The 16,923-nt window shown below is 60.6% G+C and carries 15 protein-coding genes; 4 read left to right on the top strand and 11 right to left on the bottom strand.

What is annotated here, in order from left to right; all coding sequences use genetic code 11:
- Positions 1 to 128 precede the first annotated feature (128 nt).
- Positions 129 to 893: an SDR family NAD(P)-dependent oxidoreductase gene (locus ABLU88_RS25070; RefSeq protein ID WP_032748618.1), complete on the bottom strand. Its 765-nt coding sequence runs from the start codon at positions 891 to 893 to the stop codon at positions 129 to 131.
- Positions 894 to 1,075: 182 nt separating this feature from the next.
- Between ABLU88_RS25070 and ABLU88_RS25065 the strand changes: the two genes are divergently transcribed.
- A complete protein-coding gene (locus ABLU88_RS25065; protein ID WP_038424195.1) occupies positions 1,076 to 2,413 on the top strand; it encodes an aspartate aminotransferase family protein in 1,338 nt (445 codons plus the stop codon).
- 108 nt (positions 2,414 to 2,521) lie between these two features.
- Here ABLU88_RS25065 and ABLU88_RS25060 read toward each other — a convergent pair whose 3' ends face one another.
- The 5 genes from ABLU88_RS25060 to ABLU88_RS25040 form a co-directional block, all read right to left on the bottom strand.
- Positions 2,522 to 3,226 carry an ABC transporter ATP-binding protein gene (locus ABLU88_RS25060; RefSeq protein ID WP_025107055.1) on the bottom strand — a complete coding sequence of 235 codons (705 nt, stop codon included), beginning with the start codon at positions 3,224 to 3,226 and terminating at the stop codon, positions 2,522 to 2,524.
- Positions 3,213 to 4,049, bottom strand: coding sequence for an ABC transporter ATP-binding protein (locus ABLU88_RS25055; protein WP_046876883.1), 837 nt, complete (start codon positions 4,047 to 4,049; stop codon positions 3,213 to 3,215). Before ABLU88_RS25055 ends, ABLU88_RS25060 begins: the two co-directional genes overlap by 14 nt.
- Positions 4,042 to 4,875, bottom strand: coding sequence for an ABC transporter permease (locus ABLU88_RS25050; protein ID WP_154919351.1), 834 nt, complete (start codon positions 4,873 to 4,875; stop codon positions 4,042 to 4,044). Before ABLU88_RS25050 ends, ABLU88_RS25055 begins: the two co-directional genes overlap by 8 nt.
- Positions 4,875 to 5,924, bottom strand: coding sequence for an ABC transporter permease (locus tag ABLU88_RS25045; protein WP_064358083.1), 1,050 nt, complete (start codon positions 5,922 to 5,924; stop codon positions 4,875 to 4,877). Before ABLU88_RS25045 ends, ABLU88_RS25050 begins: the two co-directional genes overlap by 1 nt.
- A gap of 164 nt (positions 5,925 to 6,088) precedes the next feature.
- Complete coding sequence (locus tag ABLU88_RS25040) at positions 6,089 to 7,657, bottom strand: ABC transporter substrate-binding protein (RefSeq protein ID WP_224237383.1); 1,569 nt, start codon at positions 7,655 to 7,657, stop codon at positions 6,089 to 6,091.
- A gap of 209 nt (positions 7,658 to 7,866) precedes the next feature.
- Between ABLU88_RS25040 and ABLU88_RS25035 the strand changes: the two genes are divergently transcribed.
- Positions 7,867 to 8,562, top strand: a complete 696-nt coding sequence (locus tag ABLU88_RS25035; protein ID WP_014228336.1) for a GNAT family protein — start codon at positions 7,867 to 7,869, stop codon at positions 8,560 to 8,562.
- Between the two features lie 51 nt (positions 8,563 to 8,613).
- Here the strand turns inward: ABLU88_RS25035 and betA are convergent, their stop codons facing one another.
- The 3 genes from betA to betI are packed head-to-tail and all read right to left on the bottom strand — an operon-like array spanning position 8,614 to position 12,369.
- Positions 8,614 to 10,278 carry a choline dehydrogenase gene (gene betA, locus ABLU88_RS25030; protein ID WP_014837759.1) on the bottom strand — a complete coding sequence of 555 codons (1,665 nt, stop codon included), beginning with the start codon at positions 10,276 to 10,278 and terminating at the stop codon, positions 8,614 to 8,616.
- Between the two features lie 14 nt (positions 10,279 to 10,292).
- The gene (gene betB / locus ABLU88_RS25025) at positions 10,293 to 11,765 is read right to left on the bottom strand and encodes a betaine-aldehyde dehydrogenase (RefSeq protein WP_224237385.1); all 1,473 of its coding nucleotides are present in this window, start codon (positions 11,763 to 11,765) and stop codon (positions 10,293 to 10,295) included.
- A gap of 10 nt (positions 11,766 to 11,775) precedes the next feature.
- Positions 11,776 to 12,369, bottom strand: coding sequence for a transcriptional regulator BetI (gene betI, locus ABLU88_RS25020; RefSeq protein WP_046876878.1), 594 nt, complete (start codon positions 12,367 to 12,369; stop codon positions 11,776 to 11,778).
- A 128-nt stretch (positions 12,370 to 12,497) separates the two neighbouring features.
- Between betI and betT the strand changes: the two genes are divergently transcribed.
- Complete coding sequence (gene betT / locus ABLU88_RS25015) at positions 12,498 to 14,531, top strand: choline BCCT transporter BetT (RefSeq protein ID WP_025107047.1); 2,034 nt, start codon at positions 12,498 to 12,500, stop codon at positions 14,529 to 14,531.
- A gap of 222 nt (positions 14,532 to 14,753) precedes the next feature.
- Positions 14,754 to 14,906 (top strand): Hok/Gef family protein, encoded by a 153-nt coding sequence (locus ABLU88_RS25010; RefSeq protein WP_004130292.1) that lies wholly within the window; start codon positions 14,754 to 14,756, stop codon positions 14,904 to 14,906.
- A gap of 194 nt (positions 14,907 to 15,100) precedes the next feature.
- On the opposite strand, the gene ABLU88_RS25005 is transcribed toward ABLU88_RS25010, so the two are convergent.
- Complete coding sequence (locus tag ABLU88_RS25005) at positions 15,101 to 15,886, bottom strand: SDR family oxidoreductase (protein WP_224237386.1); 786 nt, start codon at positions 15,884 to 15,886, stop codon at positions 15,101 to 15,103.
- Between the two features lie 187 nt (positions 15,887 to 16,073).
- The gene (locus ABLU88_RS25000; protein WP_014228342.1) at positions 16,074 to 16,871 is read right to left on the bottom strand and encodes an SDR family oxidoreductase; all 798 of its coding nucleotides are present in this window, start codon (positions 16,869 to 16,871) and stop codon (positions 16,074 to 16,076) included.
- Between the last annotated feature and the right edge of the window lie 52 nt (positions 16,872 to 16,923).

Genomic DNA, 16,923 nt, shown 5'->3' with positions numbered 1-16,923 from the left:
AGACGGTTTTCTCCCCCTTTACCCGTTCACCTACCACGGTGAGACATTTTCTGCGGGATAATAGTGAACGGAACCCCTGCACACTTTCCCGGAGGCGGCGCTTACGCGCCTCTCCGCTCTACCAAACCTTAATCCCGATCGATGGCGAACGGCTGCCAGGCCTGACGCACCGGCATCACCTCGACCCGGTTGATATTCATATGGTCCGGCAGCGTGGCGATGTAGAACATCTGTTCGGCAATATCCCGCGCGCTCAGCGGCGTGGTACCGCGATACAGGTTGTCCGACGCCGCCTGGTCGCCTTTGGTGCGCACCAGGGTAAATTCCGTTTCGGCAATGCCCGGTGCGAGATCGGTCACGCGCACCCCGGTCCCGAGCAGATCGCAGCGCAGGTTATAGCTGAACTGCTTCACGAAAGCCTTACTGGCGCCGTAGACGTGGCTGCCGGGATAGGGCCACTGCCCGGCGATAGAGCCAATATTGATGATGCTCGCCCCCGCGCCGTGGTTAATCAGCGTCGGCAGCAGCGCGTGGGTCACGTTGACCAGCCCGGTGACGTTGGTGTCGATCATCGTTTTCCAGTCGTCCAGATCCACTTTCTGCGCGGGCTGCGGCGACAGCGCCAGCCCGGCGTTGTTAATCAGCGTCGTGATATCGGCGAAGCCCGCGGGCAGCGCCGCCACGGCCGCGGCCACCGCATCGCTATCGCGTACGTCGAGTTCGATAATGTGCACCGGCACCTGCGAGGCGAGCTTATCCTGTAGCGTCTTCAGCCGCTCAAAGCGGCGTCCGCTCAGCACCAGCGACCAGCCCGCATCGGCGAAGACCTGCGCCGCTGCTTCCCCAAATCCCGAGGTCGCCCCGGTAATAAACACCACTTTGCTCGTTGCCATTTCATTCTCCTGTGCAGGTTGTCGCTCCCACTATAAAAACCGCGCGCGTGCGGGCACAGGGCCAGTCGGCGCGCGGCGATGTGACACGGTGTCACATCATTTTCGCCTGACTGGCTCTATCCGTTTCTCCCCCGCACGGCCAATGATGAGGCCAACAACAACGACATGAGAGAGGGCAGGGTATGAAGCTGGCACTACAGAACGAGGTAGCGATAAGCAATGATGAAGTTCGGCAGCTGGATCGCGCTTATGTGTTTCATTCATGGTCGATGCAGGGCAATTTACATCCACTGGTGATCGCCGGGGCAAAAGGCTGCGAGCTGTGGGATTACGAAGGCAATACTTACCTGGATTTCAGCAGCCAGCTGGTCAACGTCAACATTGGCTATCAGCATCCTCGCGTGCTGGCGGCGATGAAAGCCCAGCTGGAAGAGCTGGTGACCATCGCGCCCGCCACCGCCAACCTCGCCCGCGGCGAAGCGGCGAAGCGGATTGTCGAGCTGGCGCCGGAAGGCTTTAGCAAAGTGTTCTTCACCAACGCCGGCGCCGACGCCAACGAGAACGCCATCCGTATGGCGCGGCTCTATACCGGGCGCGATAAAGTGCTCTCCGCCTATCGCTCCTATCACGGCAATACCGGCAGCGCGATTGCCGCCACCGGCGACTGGCGCCGCGTGCCGAATGAGTATTCACGCGGTCACGTGCACTTCTTTAATCCCTATCTCTACCGCAGCGAATTTAACGCCACGACGGAAGAGGAGGAGTGCCAGCGCGCGCTGGCCCATCTGCGGCGGATGATTGAGTGCGAAGGCCCGAACGCGATAGCCGCGATTCTGCTGGAGTCGATTCCGGGCACCGCCGGGATTCTTGTCCCGCCGGAGGGCTATATGCAGGGCGTGCGGGCGCTGGCCGACGAGTTTGGCATTGTGCTGATCCTCGATGAAGTGATGGCCGGTTTTGGTCGTACCGGGAGCTGGTTCGCCTTCGAGCAGGATGGCGTGGTGCCGGATCTGGTGACTTTCGCCAAAGGGGTTAACGCCGGCTACGTCCCGGCCGGCGGCGTGCTGATTAGCGAGCCAATCGCCCGCTACTTTGATGACCATTTCTTTGCCGGGGGGCTGACCTATTCCGGCCATCCGCTGGCGATGGCGGCGATTGTCGCCACCATTGACGCGATGAAGGAAGAGAAGGTGGTGGAGAACGCGGCGACCATCGGCAACGAAGTGCTGCGTCCGGGGCTGGAAGCGCTGGCGGAGAAGCACGCGATTATCGGCAACGTGCGCGGCCGCGGTCTGTTCCAGGCGCTGGAGCTGGTCAGCAGCCGCGAGCGGAAAACTCCGCTGACCGCTGCCGATATGGCGGCCATTAAAGGCGCGTTAACCGAAGCCGGCCTGCTGGCGTTTGTGGTGGAGAACCGCATTCACGTGGTGCCGCCGTGCACCATCAGCGCCGAACAGGTGGCAAAAGGGCTGGCGATTTTTGATGCGGTATTCGCCCGCTTCGCGAGCCTGGCGAAATAAGGGGATGATTTCCCGGGTCGCGGCGTAAATGCCTTACCCGGGCGACCTTCTCGCAGATGGCGGCGAACCCGTAGCCCCGCTAAGCGTAGCGCGAGCGGGGGCGGGTTTTCAGCCTATCCGATGTTCGCCGTTCACCAGCGCTTCGCGGTCAAAGAAGCGCTGAATCACGCCTTCCGCCATAAACGCCGCCCGGTCCGACATATGGGCAATCACATCGGCATCGTGGCTGACCAGCAGATAGGTCATTCCGTGCTCCTGCTTTAGCCGATTGAGCAGATTCAGTATTTCCGCCTGCACCGACATATCCAGCGCCGACGTTGGCTCATCCAGCAGCAGAATCTTTGGCCGCAGCAGCAGCGCGCGAGCAATCGCCACCCGCTGGCGCTGGCCGCCGGAAAGCTGGTGCGGATAGCGGCGCGCGGCGTCGGCAGGCAGCCCCACCTCTTGCAGGGCGGTGGACACCCGATGTTCGATCTCGCCGATAGCGTGAATTTTCAGCGGCTCCGCCAGCGTGCGCCATAGCGTATGATTGGGATGCAGCGAAGCGTACGGGTCCTGAAACACCATCTGTACGTTGCGCCGCAGCTCGCCCTGAAAACGCAGGCCCGGCGTAATGGCCTTATCAAACAGTTCAACGCGGCCGCGCCAGTCCCGCTGCAGCCCGGCTAATACCCGCAGAATCGTTGATTTTCCGCAGCCGGATGCGCCGATCAGGCTGAACGTTTCTCCCGCGTCAACGGCAAAGCTGGCGGCGGACACCGCGGTTTTTTCGCCAAAAATAACCTGTAAATCCTTGAGATTAACGACCGCCATGCGCCGCCTCCGTCAAGTTCAGGGTTCGGTCGAGGGTCGGCAGCATCTGACCGTAAGTTTGCGCGGCCGGGCGACAGGTCCAGAGCGTACGGGTGTAGGGATGCGTCGCCGTCGGCAGATCTCGCGCCGCCATCTCATCGACCTTTTCCCCTTGATACAGGACCAGCACCCGCTGGCAGTGCTCGGCCACCAGCGGCAGGTCGTGGCTAATCAACAGCATCGCCATCCGCCGCTGTTCGCACTGCTCTACCAGCAGTTCGAGGATCTGATTGCGCAGCCGGGCATCGAGGGCTGAAGTGGGCTCATCGGCGATCAGCACCTGCGGATTATTGAGCAGCGCAAGGGCAATCATCACCCGCTGGCCCATCCCGCCGGAGAGTTCGCCTGGATAACGGTTGAGCACCGGTAAATCCAGACCGACGGCGGCAACGGCGGCTTTGACCGCCTCCAGCCGCGCGCGGCGGCTAAGGCGCTGATGCAGAGTTAATGCCTCTTCCAGCTGCGCCTGAATGCTTTTTACCGGATTGAGCGCGTAGCGCGGGTCCTGCAGCACCATCGCTATATCGTTGCCGCGTAGCTCGCGCCAGCCGCGGTCGCGAAGGGTTAATGCGTCGCGCCCCAGCACGTTGAGCGCCTCGGCGCTGACGACGCCGGGCCGGCGTACCAGCCCCATCAGGGCGCGGGCGGTCATGGATTTACCGGAGCCGGATTCGCCGACCAGCGCCAGCCGCTCGTTGCCGAGCGTGAAGCTTAAATGGTCCACCACTCTGGCGGTAGGATAGTCGATGGTCAGTCCCTGAACGATCAGGCGAGTATCAGTCATGTTGCGGCTCCAGAACGTCGCGCAGGCCATCGCCCAGCAGGTTAAACGCCAGGCTGGCGATCAGGATAACGGCGCCAGGGGCGGCGGCGATCCACCACTGGTCGAAAATGACCTGCATGCCGTCGGCGATCATCGCGCCCCATTCCGCCATTGGCGGGCGGGCGCCGAGGCCGAGGAAGCCAAGACCGGCAGCGGCGAGAATAATCCCGGCTAAATCCAGCGCCAGCCGGACGATAGCCGAGGGCAGACAGAGCGGCAGAATATGACCCATCAGCAGACGCCAGCCGCGAATGCCCATCATCTCCGCCGCCGCCAGATAGTCGCTATGGCGCAAGCGCTGAATTTCGCTGCGCGCCTGACGGGCGTAAGCGGGCCAGGTCGTCAGCGCCAGCGCCAGGGCGCCGTTCACCAGGCCCGGGCCGAGCATCGCGACAAACGCGAAGGCCAGAATCAGCCGCGGCATCGACATTACCACGTCGGTAAAACGCATCAGCACGCGTTCCAGCCAGCCGCCGTAATAGCCGGACAGGATCCCCACCAGCAGACCGGCGGGGAGCGTAATCGCCGTCACCAGCGCGACCAGCCCCAGCGCCGGACGGGCGCCGAAAATCAGCCTTGAGAGAAGATCGCGGCCGTAGCTGTCGGTGCCGAGCCAGTGCTGCGCGCCCGGACCCTGCAGCCGCGCGGCGGCGTCCTGCCAGTTCGGGTCGAGCGGAGCCAGCCAGGGCGCAAAGAGCGCAATCAGCAGGAGTAACGTAATGATGATCAGGCCGCAAAAGGCGGCGGGAGAGCGGCGCAGGCGGCGTAAAAACAGATAGCCCGGCATCAGCGTATCCTCGGGTCGGTCAGCCGCACCAGCAGGTCGGTGAGGTTATTAATCAGCACAAAGCTCGCGCCGATCAGCAGCGTACCGCCCATAATCGCCGTGGTATCGCCGGCAAAGAGCGCGGTGGTCAGATAGCGGCCAATTCCCGGCCAGGAGAAGACGGTTTCGGTCAGCACCGCGCCTTCCAGCATGGCGGTCCAGGCGAGGGCGGTCACCGTCAGCAGGGTGCCGCGGATATTGGGCAGGACGTGACGCAGTAGAATCGTCATCTCACCGGCCCCTTTGGCGCGGGCCAGCAGGATGTACTCTTTGTTCATTTCGCTCAGGCAGGCGGAACGGGTCAGGCGAGTAATGCTCGCCAGAGAATAATAGGCCAACAGCAGCACCGGCAGCAGCAGGTGCCCGGCGGCGTTTTTAACCGCCTCTTTATCACCCGAGAGCCAGGTATCAATGAGCGCAAAGCCGGTGCGCGGTTCGACGGTGTACTGATAGATATCGTCCAGCCGCCCCGGCCCCGGCGTCCACTGCAGTTTGGCGTAAAACAGCGCCAGCATCAGCAGGCCGAGCCAGAAGATCGGCACCGAGTTGCCGAGCAGCGTAAAGGTGCGCATCGCCAGATCCCACGGCGAGCCGACGTAGCGGGCGCAGAGAACGCCTGCGATAACGCCCGACAGCGCGCCGATAATCAACGCCAGCGTGGCCAGTTCGAGGGTGGCCGGGAAAGCGGCAAGCAGGTCGTGCAGCACCGGCTGGCCGGTTGAGCTGGCGATACCGAGATCGCCGTGGGCGAGATTCACCAGATAGCGCCAGAACTGCAGCGGCAACGGCTGGTCGAGGCCGAGCTGGTGACGTACCTGATCATAGGTGGACTGACTGGCGTGGTCGCCGACGATTTGCAGCACCCGATCAACCGGCGACAGCGCCGAGAGCGCAAAGGTCACCAGCAGCAGGCCGAGCAGCGTCAGGGCCAGCGTCAGCAGTCCCTGAAACAGCGCGAGCAGGGGGCGTTTTGCGCGCCGCTCTGCTCGGGGGGGTAACACAGCAGACATGGTTATTCCGTTGGTAAAAAGTACAGTGTTATCAGCTGGCGCGATCTGTTGTTGTAGCCCGGTCAGCGCAGCGCCACCGGGAAAACATAAGGTATCGGGGCCTGCGTTCCCGGAGGCGGCGCGTTGCGCCTGTCCGGGCTACCCGATCGTACCTGCCCCAGGCGTTATTTGGTTACCCGGTCATACCAGACCATATCGGCATTGAGACCCTGCTGATAACCCTTCACGTTATCGCGAACCACAATCTGGGTTTTACCCTGATCGATAAACACGTAAGGCGAACTGCGCTGCAGCGCCTCCTGCATGTTTTTATACAGATCCAGGCGCTTCGCTGCGTCCGGCTCGGCAACTGCCGCCAGGGTCGCTTTATTCAGCTCCGGGATCTGCCAGCCGTTTAGCCCGGCGACGGTACTGGATTTACCGTCGTTGTACGCAAAGGCGCTGGCGTTAGAGTGGGCATCGAAATAGTCAGGGATCCACAGCCGAATCGCCGCCTGATGCTGTTTGGCGCGCACGCGAGCATAGACCTGACTACCCGCGGCCGGCAGCAAATCCACCTTCACGCCGCCCTGGGCGAAGCTCGCCTGCATCGACTGGGCGATGGTGATAAACGGCGGCTTGTTTTCGACGTCGAGGGTGAAATGCGCCTCTTTGATGCCCGCTTTAGCGAGGATGTCTTTGGCTTTTTGCGGGTTGAATGTAAACGGGTTATTGTCCAGCGCGCCCGGCAGGCCGACCGGCAGGAAGCTCTGATGGACGAAATATTGCCCCTTCAGCAAATCTTTCGTGATGCCGTTGTAATCTACCAGCCAGCGCGCCGCTTCCCAGAAGGCCGGGTTTTTCAGCAGCGGGTTGGCGCTGTTGCCGGTATTAAAGACCAGATAGTTCTGCTCAGCGGAAGGGATGCTGAGGACCTTGACGCCCGGTTTACCCTGTAGAGCCGCAATCTGGTCGGCGCCGAGATCGCGCGCCACGTCGGCATCACCCTGCTGGATGAGAAGACGACGTGAGGCCGGGTCCGGAACGTTCTTAATAATGATGCTTTTCAGCTTCGGCGCGCCGCCGGGTGCGCTGCTGTTGGCCTCCAGCACGATGGCCTGATGCGGCTGATAGACCCGCATTTTATACGCGCCGCTGCCCGCCGAGTGCATTTTCAGCCAGCCGTTACCGAAGTCGTTATCTTTGGCGTTCGGGGCGACCTGTTTCTCATCGACGATAGAGGCGATCGGCGTGGAGAGAATATTCAGCGCCACCGCCGGGCTGACGTCGGCGGTCCAGCGTAGCTCCAGGGTATGGTCGTCTAGCTTCTTCAGCTGGCTGGCGATGTTATCCGGCTGCCAGCCGAGGACGTTAAGAATAAACGCCGGCGATTTGTTCAGGATGACCGCGCGGGTGTACGAGTAAATGACATCTTCCGGGCGCAGCGGGTTACCGGAGGCGAATTTGGCGTCGGGCTTTAGCTTAATGGTCAGGGTTTGCGCCGCCGGATCGGCCTGCCAGCTTTCGGCCAGGATCGGGGTGATTTTTTCAGGGTTATCGCGGTCCGGCTGCACCAGGCGCTGATAAAGGCTCGGTACCGTCTGGATGCTGGAGAGCTCGTTGGCTTCCGCCGGGTCGAGGCTGACGATATCGTCGAGGCCCTGCGCGACCACCAGGGTCCCCGGCGGCGTGGCGGCATCAACGGCGGCGGATAACGCGGCGAGCACCAGCAGCGGCAGCAGTTTTTTAGTCATATGCGATCCCTGAAAAAAGTTATTGTGATTATTGATGTTTCGCTACGTTAGGCCGCTTAATTACGGGCGTAAAGTCAAAGATCGGCTAAGTTTATGCTTAAAAAGCATAAGCAAGACCAAGGGGTTATGACGATCGATCGTACCGGGCATCTTCCGGCCATTCGCCTTTCTTGATATAACAATTTGATAACACTACGGGAGAGATAAGCGTGCCGGAAATTAATGAATTTGGTCAGCAGGTCAACGATCGCGTACCAGGGTGGCAGGGCGCGGGACTTCTGCGCCGCACGGCGTTAAATGGCCGCTTTTGCCGGCTGGAGCCGCTGGATACCGAGCGGCACGCGGCGGATCTGTTTGCCGCCTATGCCCTCGGCGACGACAGCGACTGGACCTGGCTTGCCAGCACCTGCCCACAGAGCGTGGAGTCAACGGCGAACTGGATCACCGGTAAGGTTATGGACGACGGGCTGGTGCCGTATGCGGTTATCGATTTGCGCGCCGAGCGAGCCGTCGGGCTGGTCAGCTATATGGCGATTGAGCGGGCGATGGGCACGGTGGAGATAGGGCACGTCACCTGGTCGCGGGCGATGAAAAATACGCCGCTCGGGACCGAGGCGGTGTGGCTGCTGCTGCAAAATGGTTTTGCTCACGGCTATCGTCGGCTGGAGTGGAAGTGCGATTCGATGAATCTCGCCTCCCGCCGCGCCGCCGACCGGCTGGGGTTTACCTGGGAGGGGCGTCTTCGTCAGAGGATGGTACGCAAAGGACGCACCCGCGATAGCGATATGCTGTCGATTATCGATAGCGAATGGCCCGCGCGCGACGCGGCGCTGCGGGCGTGGCTGGCGCCGGAGAACTTTGATGCTGATGGACGGCAGCTAAAGCGGCTGGAAGATTTCCGCTAGTTTTTCCTCACCCTAACCCTCTCCCGCAGGGAGAGGGGTGGGGGCTTACTCTTACCGGCGAACCGGCGCGCCGTTCGCCACGTAATACGCCGCGGTGCTCTTCGGCAGCGGCTGACGGCCGCGAATGGCGTCAGCCATTTTTTCGCCAATCATGATGGTGGTCGCGTTAAGGTTGCCGGTAATAATCTGCGGCATAATCGAGGCGTCGACCACGCGCAGGCCTTCCAGCCCGTGAACCCGACCTTCGCCATCCACCACCGCCATCTCGTCGTAGCCCATTTTACAGGTGCCGCACGGATGGAAGGCGGTTTCCGCATGATTGCGCACAAACTCATCCAGCTCGGCATCGCTCTGGCACTCCGCCCCCGGACTGATCTCCCGGCCGCGATAGTTATCCAGCGCCGGCTGATGCATGATTTCGCGGGTAATGCGAATCGCGTCGCGGAACTCCTGCCAGTCCTGTTCGCTGGACATATAGTTAAACAGAATCGCCGGATGTTCGTGCGGGTCGCGCGACTTCAGACGCACGTGGCCGCGGCTTGGGGAGCGCATGGAGCCGACGTGGCACTGGAATCCGTGCTCTTTCACCGCGTTTGAGCCGTTGTAGTTAATCGCGACCGGCAGGAAGTGGTACTGAATATTCGGCCACGCAAAGGCTTCACGGCTGCGAATAAATCCGCCCGCTTCAAACTGGTTGCTGGCGCCGATGCCGGTCCCGCCGAACAGCCATTCGGCGCCGATTTTCGGCTGGTTCCACCACTGCAGCGCCGGGTAAAGCGACACCGGCTCTTTACATTCGTACTGCAGATACATCTCCAGATGATCCTGCAGGTTCTCGCCGACGCCGGGCAGGGCGTGAACCAGCGGAATATCGAACTGGCGCAACAGTTCCGGGCTGCCGACGCCGGAGCGCTGCAGGATTTGCGGCGAAGCGATGGCGCCCGCGCAGAGCAGCACTTCTTTACTGGCGGTGGCGTTTGACGGCGCCGTGCTGTCGCCCTCCAGCCACTCGACGCCGACGGCGCGTTTGCCGGCAAAAATAATGCGATCGGTCAGCGCATGGGTGCGAATGGTCAGATTGGGACGCGCGCGCGCCTGGTCGAGATAACCGCGCGCGGTACTGGCGCGGCGTCCCTGCGGCGTCACGGTACGATCCATGGGGCCAAACCCTTCCTGCTGGTAGCCGTTAAGATCGTCGGTGCGCGGGTAGCCGGCCTGTACGCCGGCTTCAATCATCGCGTGGAACAGCGGATTGTTGCCCTGCTTTGGCGTGGTGACGCTGACCGGGCCGTCGCCGCCGTGGTAGTCGTTGGCGCCAATATCGCGGGTTTCCGCTTTGCGGTAGTAGGGCAGGCAGTCGAGGTAGCTCCAGTGCTCAAGCCCCGGCGCCGAGGCCCAGTTATCGAGATCCATAGCGTTGCCGCGGATATAGCACATGCCGTTGATTAACGAGGACCCGCCGAGGCCCTTACCGCGTCCGCACTCCATGCGGCGATTGTTCATATGCGGTTCAGGCTCGGTCTCGTAGGCCCAGTTATAGCGCCGACCCTGTAGAGGAAAGGCCAGCGCGGCGGGCATCTGGGTGCGGAAGTCGAAACGGTAATCCGGGCCGCCCGCTTCCAGCAGCAGGACGGTGGTCTGGGGATCTTCCGTCAGTCGTGTAGCCAGTACGTTGCCGGCGGAACCGGCACCAATAATAATGTAGTCAAACTGCAAAAATGACCTCCTGGTTAAAATATGGATTGAAACTGACCCATCTCAACCTGGATGGATTTTATCTGGGTGTAGCTGTGCAGCGTCTGCAGGCCGTTTTCGCGGCCAATCCCGGAGTGCTTGTAGCCGCCGACCGGCATCTCCGCCGGGGATTCGCCCCAGGTGTTGATCCAGCAGATCCCGGCCTCCAGCCGATGAATCAGGCGATGGGCGCGGTTTAAATCCGGCGTGACGACGCCGGCGGCGAGGCCGTATTCGGTGGCGTTGGCGCGGCGAACCGCTTCTTCCTCATCGTCGTAGCTCAGAATCGACATCACCGGGCCGAAGATCTCTTCGCGGACGATGGTCATCTGGTCATCGCAGTCGGTAAACACCGTCGGGGCGACCCACGCGCCGCGGTCGAAGCCTTCGCCTTTCAGCACCTCGCCGCCGCAGAGCAGGCGCGCGCCTTCTTGCTTGCCGATCGCGATGTAGCGCAGCACGTTATCGCGGTGCGGGAAGCTCACCAGCGGCCCGAAGTTGGTGCTTTCAGCAAACAGATCGCCAGGGCGGATACGCGCCACGCGAGCGAGGATTTTCTCTTCAAACGCCGCCTTCAGGCGCGCCGGAACGAATACCCGGGTGCCGTTGGTGCAGACCTGTCCTGAGCTATAGAAGTTAGCCATCATCGCGATGTCGGCGGCGAGGTCGAGGTTGGCGTCTTCGCAGACGATCAGCGGCGATTTACCGCCCAGCTCCATGGTGACTTCCTTCAGCGAGGAGGCGGCGGAGTTGGCCATCACTTTTTTGCCGCTGGCGACGCCGCCGGTAAAGGAGATTTTGGCGATGTCCGGGTGCTCGGTGAGATACTGGCCGGTTTCGGCGCCCGTGCCCGGCAGCACGTTAAATACCCCCGCCGGCAGTCCCGCCTCGCGGTAAATTTCCGCCAGCTTCAGGGCGGTGAGCGGGGTGACTTCACTCGGCTTAAAGATCATCGCGTTACCGGCCGCCAGCGCCGGGGCTGATTTCCACAAGGCGATCTGGATCGGGTAGTTCCAGGCGCCGATCCCGGCGACGACGCCCAGCGGTTCCCGGCGGGTGTAGGCGAATGAACTATCGCGCAGCGGGATCTGGCTCCCTTCCAGCGCCGGGATCAGGCCCGCGTAGTACTCCAGCACATCGGCGCCGGTGACGATATCGACGGCGGCGGTTTCGCTCAGCGGTTTGCCGGTATCGAGAGTCTCCAGACGCGCCAGTTCATCGTTGCGATCGCGCAGAATATCGACCGCTTTACGCAGAATGCGCGAACGTTCCATGGCGCTCATCGCCGCCCAGATTTTTTGCCCTTTTTGGGCGCTCTTTACCGCCCGGTCGACGTCTTCGCGGCCGGCGGCCTGGACGGTCGCCAGCACTTCCCCGCTGGCGGGGTTAATCGTCTCGAAGGTTTTACCGCTGGTGGCGGAAACATAACCACCGTCGATGTAAAGCTGCTGTTCGGCCATTCGGGACATGGGTCCTCCATTAGTGAGAAGTCGGTGGCAGATATTTGCTGATGAAGTGCTCGGCGAGCGTTTCGGCGCGGGCTTTATCCAGCGGTTTACCGCTCAGCGCCGCGCGTAGCCACAGCCCGTCGATCAGCGCGGCGAGACCGTATCCGGCCTCCTGCGCCTCTTCGCGCGGCAGGGCGCGCTGAAACTCATAGACGATATTCGACAGCAGTCGCCGGCTGCTGACCTGCTGCAGGCGATAGAGCATCGGCTGATGCATGCTGCTGGCCCAAAAGGCGAGCCAGGCCTTCATTGCCGCGCTGCTTATCTGGCTGTCGTCGAAGTTTCCCGCCACGATGGCGCGCAGGCGTTCCTGGGGGCCGGCGCCGGGCAGGGCGTGCAGACGGCTCAACACCGCCTGGCGCAGCTGGCCGGTGATATCGCGCATCGTCGCTTCCAGCAGCCCGTTCTTATCCTTGAAATAGTGGCTGATGATGCCGGTCGATACGCCAGCCCTCCGGGCAATCTGCGCGACGGTGGCATCGTGCATTCCCACTTCATTGATGGCGGCCAGGGTGGCGTCAATCAGCTGCCGCTGCCGTATCGGTTGCATCCCCAGTTTGGGCATTTCTCAGACTCCATTCATCAGCTTTGTTTATCTATTAAAGCGGTTTTTGATTGGACGTTCAATATAAAATGTGTCTTAATTGTTGCCGATTTTGGTTCTAATAGTTGCAAAAACAGTAAGGAGAATGGATGACAGACCTTTCGCCGAGCAGAGAAAAGGACAAAATCAATCCGGTGGTTTTTTACACTTCCGCCGGACTGATTTTGTTGTTTTCCCTGATGACTCTCTTCTTCAGCGATTTTTCCGCGGCCTGGATTGGCCGTACCCTGAACTGGGTTTCCCGCACCTTTGGCTGGTACTATTTGCTCGCCGCGACGCTCTATATCGTGTTTGTCGTGTGCATCGCCTGCTCGCGTTTCGGTTCGGTGAAGCTCGGGCCGGAACATTCGAAGCCGGAGTTTAGCGTGCTCAGCTGGGCGGCAATGCTGTTCGCCGCCGGTATCGGTATCGACCTGATGTTCTTCTCCGTCGCCGAACCGGTGACCCAGTATATGCAGCCGCCGGAAGGGGCGGGGCAGACCATGGAGGCGGCGCGCCAGGCGATGGTGTGGACGCTGTTTCACTACGGGCTGACCGGCTGGTCGATGTATGCCCTGATGGGGATGGCGCTGGGATACTTTAGCTATCGTTATAATTTACCCCTGACCATCCGCTCCGCGCTCTATCCGATCTTCGGCAAAAAAATTAATGGCCCAATCGGCCACAGCGTGGATATCGCCGCCGTTATCGGCACCATTTTTGGTATCGCCACCACGCTCGGGATTGGCGTGGTGCAGCTAAACTACGGCCTCAACGTGCTGTTTGATATTCCGGACTCGCTGGGCGCGAAAGCGGCGCTGATCGTGCTGTCGGTCATTATCGCCACCATCTCCGTGACCTCCGGGGTGGATAAAGGCATTCGTATTCTTTCCGAGCTTAACGTGGTGCTGGCCCTCGGGCTGATCCTGTTTGTCCTGTTTATGGGCGACACCGAGTTTCTGCTCAACGCGCTGGTGCTCAACGTTGGCGACTATGTGAATCGTTTTATGGGCATGACCCTGAACAGCTTCGCCTTCGATCGTCCGGTAGAGTGGATGAACAACTGGACCCTGTTCTTCTGGGCGTGGTGGGTGGCGTGGTCGCCGTTTGTCGGCCTGTTCCTGGCGCGTATTTCACGTGGACGCACCATTCGTCAGTTTGTGGTGGGAACGCTGATTATCCCGTTCACCTTTACCCTGCTGTGGCTGTCGGTGTTCGGCAATAGCGCGCTGTATGAAATCATCCACGGCAATGCGGCCTTCGCCGCCGAGGCGGTCGCCCACCCGGAGCGCGGCTTCTATAACCTGCTGGCGCAGTATCCGGCGTTTACCTTTAGCGCTTCGGTGGCGACGATTACCGGCCTGCTGTTCTATGTGACCTCCGCGGATTCCGGGGCGCTGGTGCTGGGTAACTTCACCTCGAAGCTGAAGGATATCAACAGCGATGCGCCAAACTGGCTGCGGATCTTCTGGTCGGTGGTTATCGGCCTGCTGACCCTCGGGATGCTGATGACTAACGGCATTTCCGCCCTGCAGAACGCGACGGTGATTATGGGGCTGCCGTTTAGCTTCGTGATCTTCTTCGTGATGGCGGGATTGTACAAGTCGCTGAAGGTCGAGGATTATCGCCGCGAGAGCGCCAACCGCGATACCGCTCCGCGACCGCTCGGCGTGCAGGATCGCCTGAGCTGGAAGAAGCGCCTGTCGCGGCTGATGAACTATCCCGGCACGCGCTATACCCGCCAGATGATGGAGACGGTGTGCTTCCCGGCGATGGAAGAGGTGGCGCAGGAGCTGAAGCTGCGCGGCGCTTACGTCGAGCTGAAAAGCCTGCCGCCGGAAGAGGGAGACAGCCTGGGCCATCTTGACCTGCTGGTGCATATGGGCGACGAGCAGAACTTTGTTTATCAGATCTGGCCGCAGCAGTACTCCATTCCCGGCTTTACCTACCGGGCGCGCAGCGGGAAGTCGACCTACTATCGTCTGGAGACCTTCCTGCTGGAAGGGAGTCAGGGCAACGACCTGATGGACTACAGCAAAGAGCAGGTCATTACCGATATTCTTGACCAGTACGAGCGTCATTTGAACTTTATCCATCTGCATCGCGAAGCGCCGGGCAACAGCGTGACCTTCCCCGGAATGTAGGCTATCTAAACGTTTTCTGAAAAAGGATTGCGGCTGGTTAAATATACAGTGAATTGCGCAGGGAAGCGTATGATGGCGGCGGGTGCCTGAGGCTTTCTGCGTTCAGGCTTAGGTGAGGATTCAGAAAGACGAAGCCCCAGGAGATGTTCCCATCAACCTGAGGCCTACAATCCAAACCTAGCACGTTGGATAGTAGCCTCTTCTTCGCATGGAGGCAACGAGATGCTGACAAAATACGCCCTGGTGGCAATCATCGTGCTGTGTCTGACAGCGCTGGGATTGACGTTAATGGTGCGCGATTCGCTGTGCGAGCTGAGCATCAAAGAACGTAGTATGGAGTTCAAGGCCGTTCTCGCTTACGAAACGAAGAAGTAGCCGGTATGCGGGGAGCTATCCCCGCTTATCCGCAGGCTGGGTAAGGAACCTTAAGGCACCTTTTTTCTGCTTATGGGGGCAGGATGGACGGCGAGAGAACATCGACCGGTTAAAACAATCGCGCCACCACCCTGCATACTGCTTCACTGACGTCAACCTCACCCTTACCGGCATTTTTCTACGCTAAATCCGTTCTACCAGCAGACAAAACCACCATCAACCACCAGGTCAACGCCGGTGCAGAACGAGGCGGCATCGCTGGCGAGGAACAGCGCCGGGCCGGCCATCTCCTCAACCTTCGCCATACGCTGGATCGGCGTCTGGCTTTCGAATTCGCGGGTCTGATGAACCATTTCAGGGCGGGTGTTCATCGGCGTGGCGGTATAGCCGGGGCTGATGGAGTTGACCCGAATCCCTTTGCCGATCCACTCCATCGCCAGGCTTTTTGACAGGTGGATAACGCCCGCTTTAGAGCAGTTGTAGTGCGCCTGATCGAGACCGCGGTTAACAATAATGCCGGACATCGAGGCGATATTAATAATCGAACCGCCGCCCGTTTCCTGCATCAGTTCGGCTTCCGCTTTGCAGGAGTTCCACACGCCGGTCAGGTTAATATCGATAACCCGCTGCCACTGCTCGGTTTCCATCTCCAGCGCCGGATTGGCGTTGGCAATCCCGGCGGCGTTGACGGCTATATCGAGGCGGCCAAAGCGGCTTTTCGCTAATGCCACGCCGGCGCGTAGGTCGCTAAGCTGGCGTACATCACCGGTGTAGAAGCTGGCCTCTCCGCCGATGGCTTCAATATTTTTGACGGTTTCGGCGAGGCCGCCGTCTTCGCGGAGATCGAAGCAGACGACCCGAGCCCCCGCGCTGGCGAGCCCGTAAGCAATCATCTGGCCGATGCCGCTGCCCGCGCCGGTGACAAAGGCCACGCGGTCCTGCAGGTTAAACAGCTGTTGGGCAAAATCTTTTGCGATCATAGTTATTACTCTCTAAAAAATATTCTTTAGCATGCCCGGTGTTGGCGTTCCCGGAGGCGGCGCGTTGCGCCTGTCCGGGCTACGGGGCTTGTGCCGTCGGGTAGTCGGGTAGCCCGGACAGGTGCGCAGCACCGCCTCCGGGACATGATTTGTGTAGCCTGACCTGAAAAATGCCAGGCTGGCGGCATTACGACATAATCAAGCCGCCATCGATATTGATGGTCTGCCCGGTGAGGTAGCGTGCATCGTCGGAGGCGAGAAACGCCACCAGCCCGGCAACGTCTTCCGGTTTGCCGGCGCGCTTCATCGGAATGCCTTCGACCCACTCCGCCATCAGCTCGCCTTTACCGTAGCGCTTCTGCTCGGTGCTGAGGATTTCGCCCCAGACGCGGTCGTTGTAGTCCCACATCTCGCTTTCGATAATGCCCGGACAGAAGGCGTTAACGGTGATATTCCACGGCGCCAGCTCGTGCGCCAGGCTTTGGGTGATGCCGATCACGCCCATTTTGCTGGCGGCATAGTGCGGGGTGTAGATAAAGCCCTGACGACCCTGGCCGGAAGAGGTGTTGATCAGGCTGCCGTGGTTCTGCTTGACCATATATTTGGCGGCTTCGCGGCAGCACAGCCAGACGCCGGTGGTGTTAACGGCGAGCACTTTTTCAAAGTCGGCTTTCGGCATGCGATCGTAATAGTCGATGGTGATCACGCCTGCGTTCTGGATAGAGACGTCGATGGTGCCGAAACGCGCTGCCGCCTGCTCGTACAGCGACTGCACCTGCGCTTCGTCGGTCACATCAACCTGTAACGACAGGATGTCGGCCTGGTAGCGCTGGCGGAGGGTTTCCGCCGTTTCGTGGACGCGCTCGGCGTTAGAGACCATCACCAGATTCGCGCCGTCGCGCGCAAAGCGCTCGGCAATACCGGCACCAATTCCGCGGCAGGCGCCGGTGATAACAACCGTTTTGTTGTGGAAATTTCTTTGCATGTTTTTCATCCCTTATTGAAGCCGGACGGCAGTGCGTCCGGCGGGGTAATAA

The sequence above is a fragment of the Klebsiella sp. GW_Kp182 genome, assembly GCF_040062275.1.
Taxonomy (GTDB): domain Bacteria; phylum Pseudomonadota; class Gammaproteobacteria; order Enterobacterales; family Enterobacteriaceae; genus Klebsiella; species Klebsiella michiganensis.
The sequence above is the reverse complement of the archived record's forward strand: the minus strand, read 5'-3'. Positions and strand labels throughout refer to the sequence as shown.

Excerpts from the sequence above, each read along its gene's own strand:
- ABLU88_RS25070 (WP_032748618.1), bottom strand. The coding sequence starts at position 893 with ATGGCAACGAGCAAAGTGGTGTTTATTACCGGGGCGACCTCGGGATTT.
- ABLU88_RS25065 (WP_038424195.1), top strand. The coding sequence starts at position 1,076 with ATGAAGCTGGCACTACAGAACGAGGTAGCGATAAGCAATGATGAAGTT.
- ABLU88_RS25060 (WP_025107055.1), bottom strand. The coding sequence starts at position 3,226 with ATGGCGGTCGTTAATCTCAAGGATTTACAGGTTATTTTTGGCGAAAAA.
- ABLU88_RS25055 (WP_046876883.1), bottom strand. The coding sequence starts at position 4,049 with ATGACTGATACTCGCCTGATCGTTCAGGGACTGACCATCGACTATCCT.
- ABLU88_RS25050 (WP_154919351.1), bottom strand. The coding sequence starts at position 4,875 with ATGCCGGGCTATCTGTTTTTACGCCGCCTGCGCCGCTCTCCCGCCGCC.
- ABLU88_RS25045 (WP_064358083.1), bottom strand. The coding sequence starts at position 5,924 with ATGTCTGCTGTGTTACCCCCCCGAGCAGAGCGGCGCGCAAAACGCCCC.
- ABLU88_RS25040 (WP_224237383.1), bottom strand. The coding sequence starts at position 7,657 with ATGACTAAAAAACTGCTGCCGCTGCTGGTGCTCGCCGCGTTATCCGCC.
- betB (WP_224237385.1), bottom strand. The coding sequence starts at position 11,765 with ATGTCCCGAATGGCCGAACAGCAGCTTTACATCGACGGTGGTTATGTT.
- betI (WP_046876878.1), bottom strand. The coding sequence starts at position 12,369 with ATGCCCAAACTGGGGATGCAACCGATACGGCAGCGGCAGCTGATTGAC.
- betT (WP_025107047.1), top strand. The coding sequence starts at position 12,498 with ATGACAGACCTTTCGCCGAGCAGAGAAAAGGACAAAATCAATCCGGTG.
- ABLU88_RS25010 (WP_004130292.1), top strand. The coding sequence starts at position 14,754 with ATGCTGACAAAATACGCCCTGGTGGCAATCATCGTGCTGTGTCTGACA.
- ABLU88_RS25005 (WP_224237386.1), bottom strand. The coding sequence starts at position 15,886 with ATGATCGCAAAAGATTTTGCCCAACAGCTGTTTAACCTGCAGGACCGC.
- ABLU88_RS25000 (WP_014228342.1), bottom strand. The coding sequence starts at position 16,871 with ATGCAAAGAAATTTCCACAACAAAACGGTTGTTATCACCGGCGCCTGC.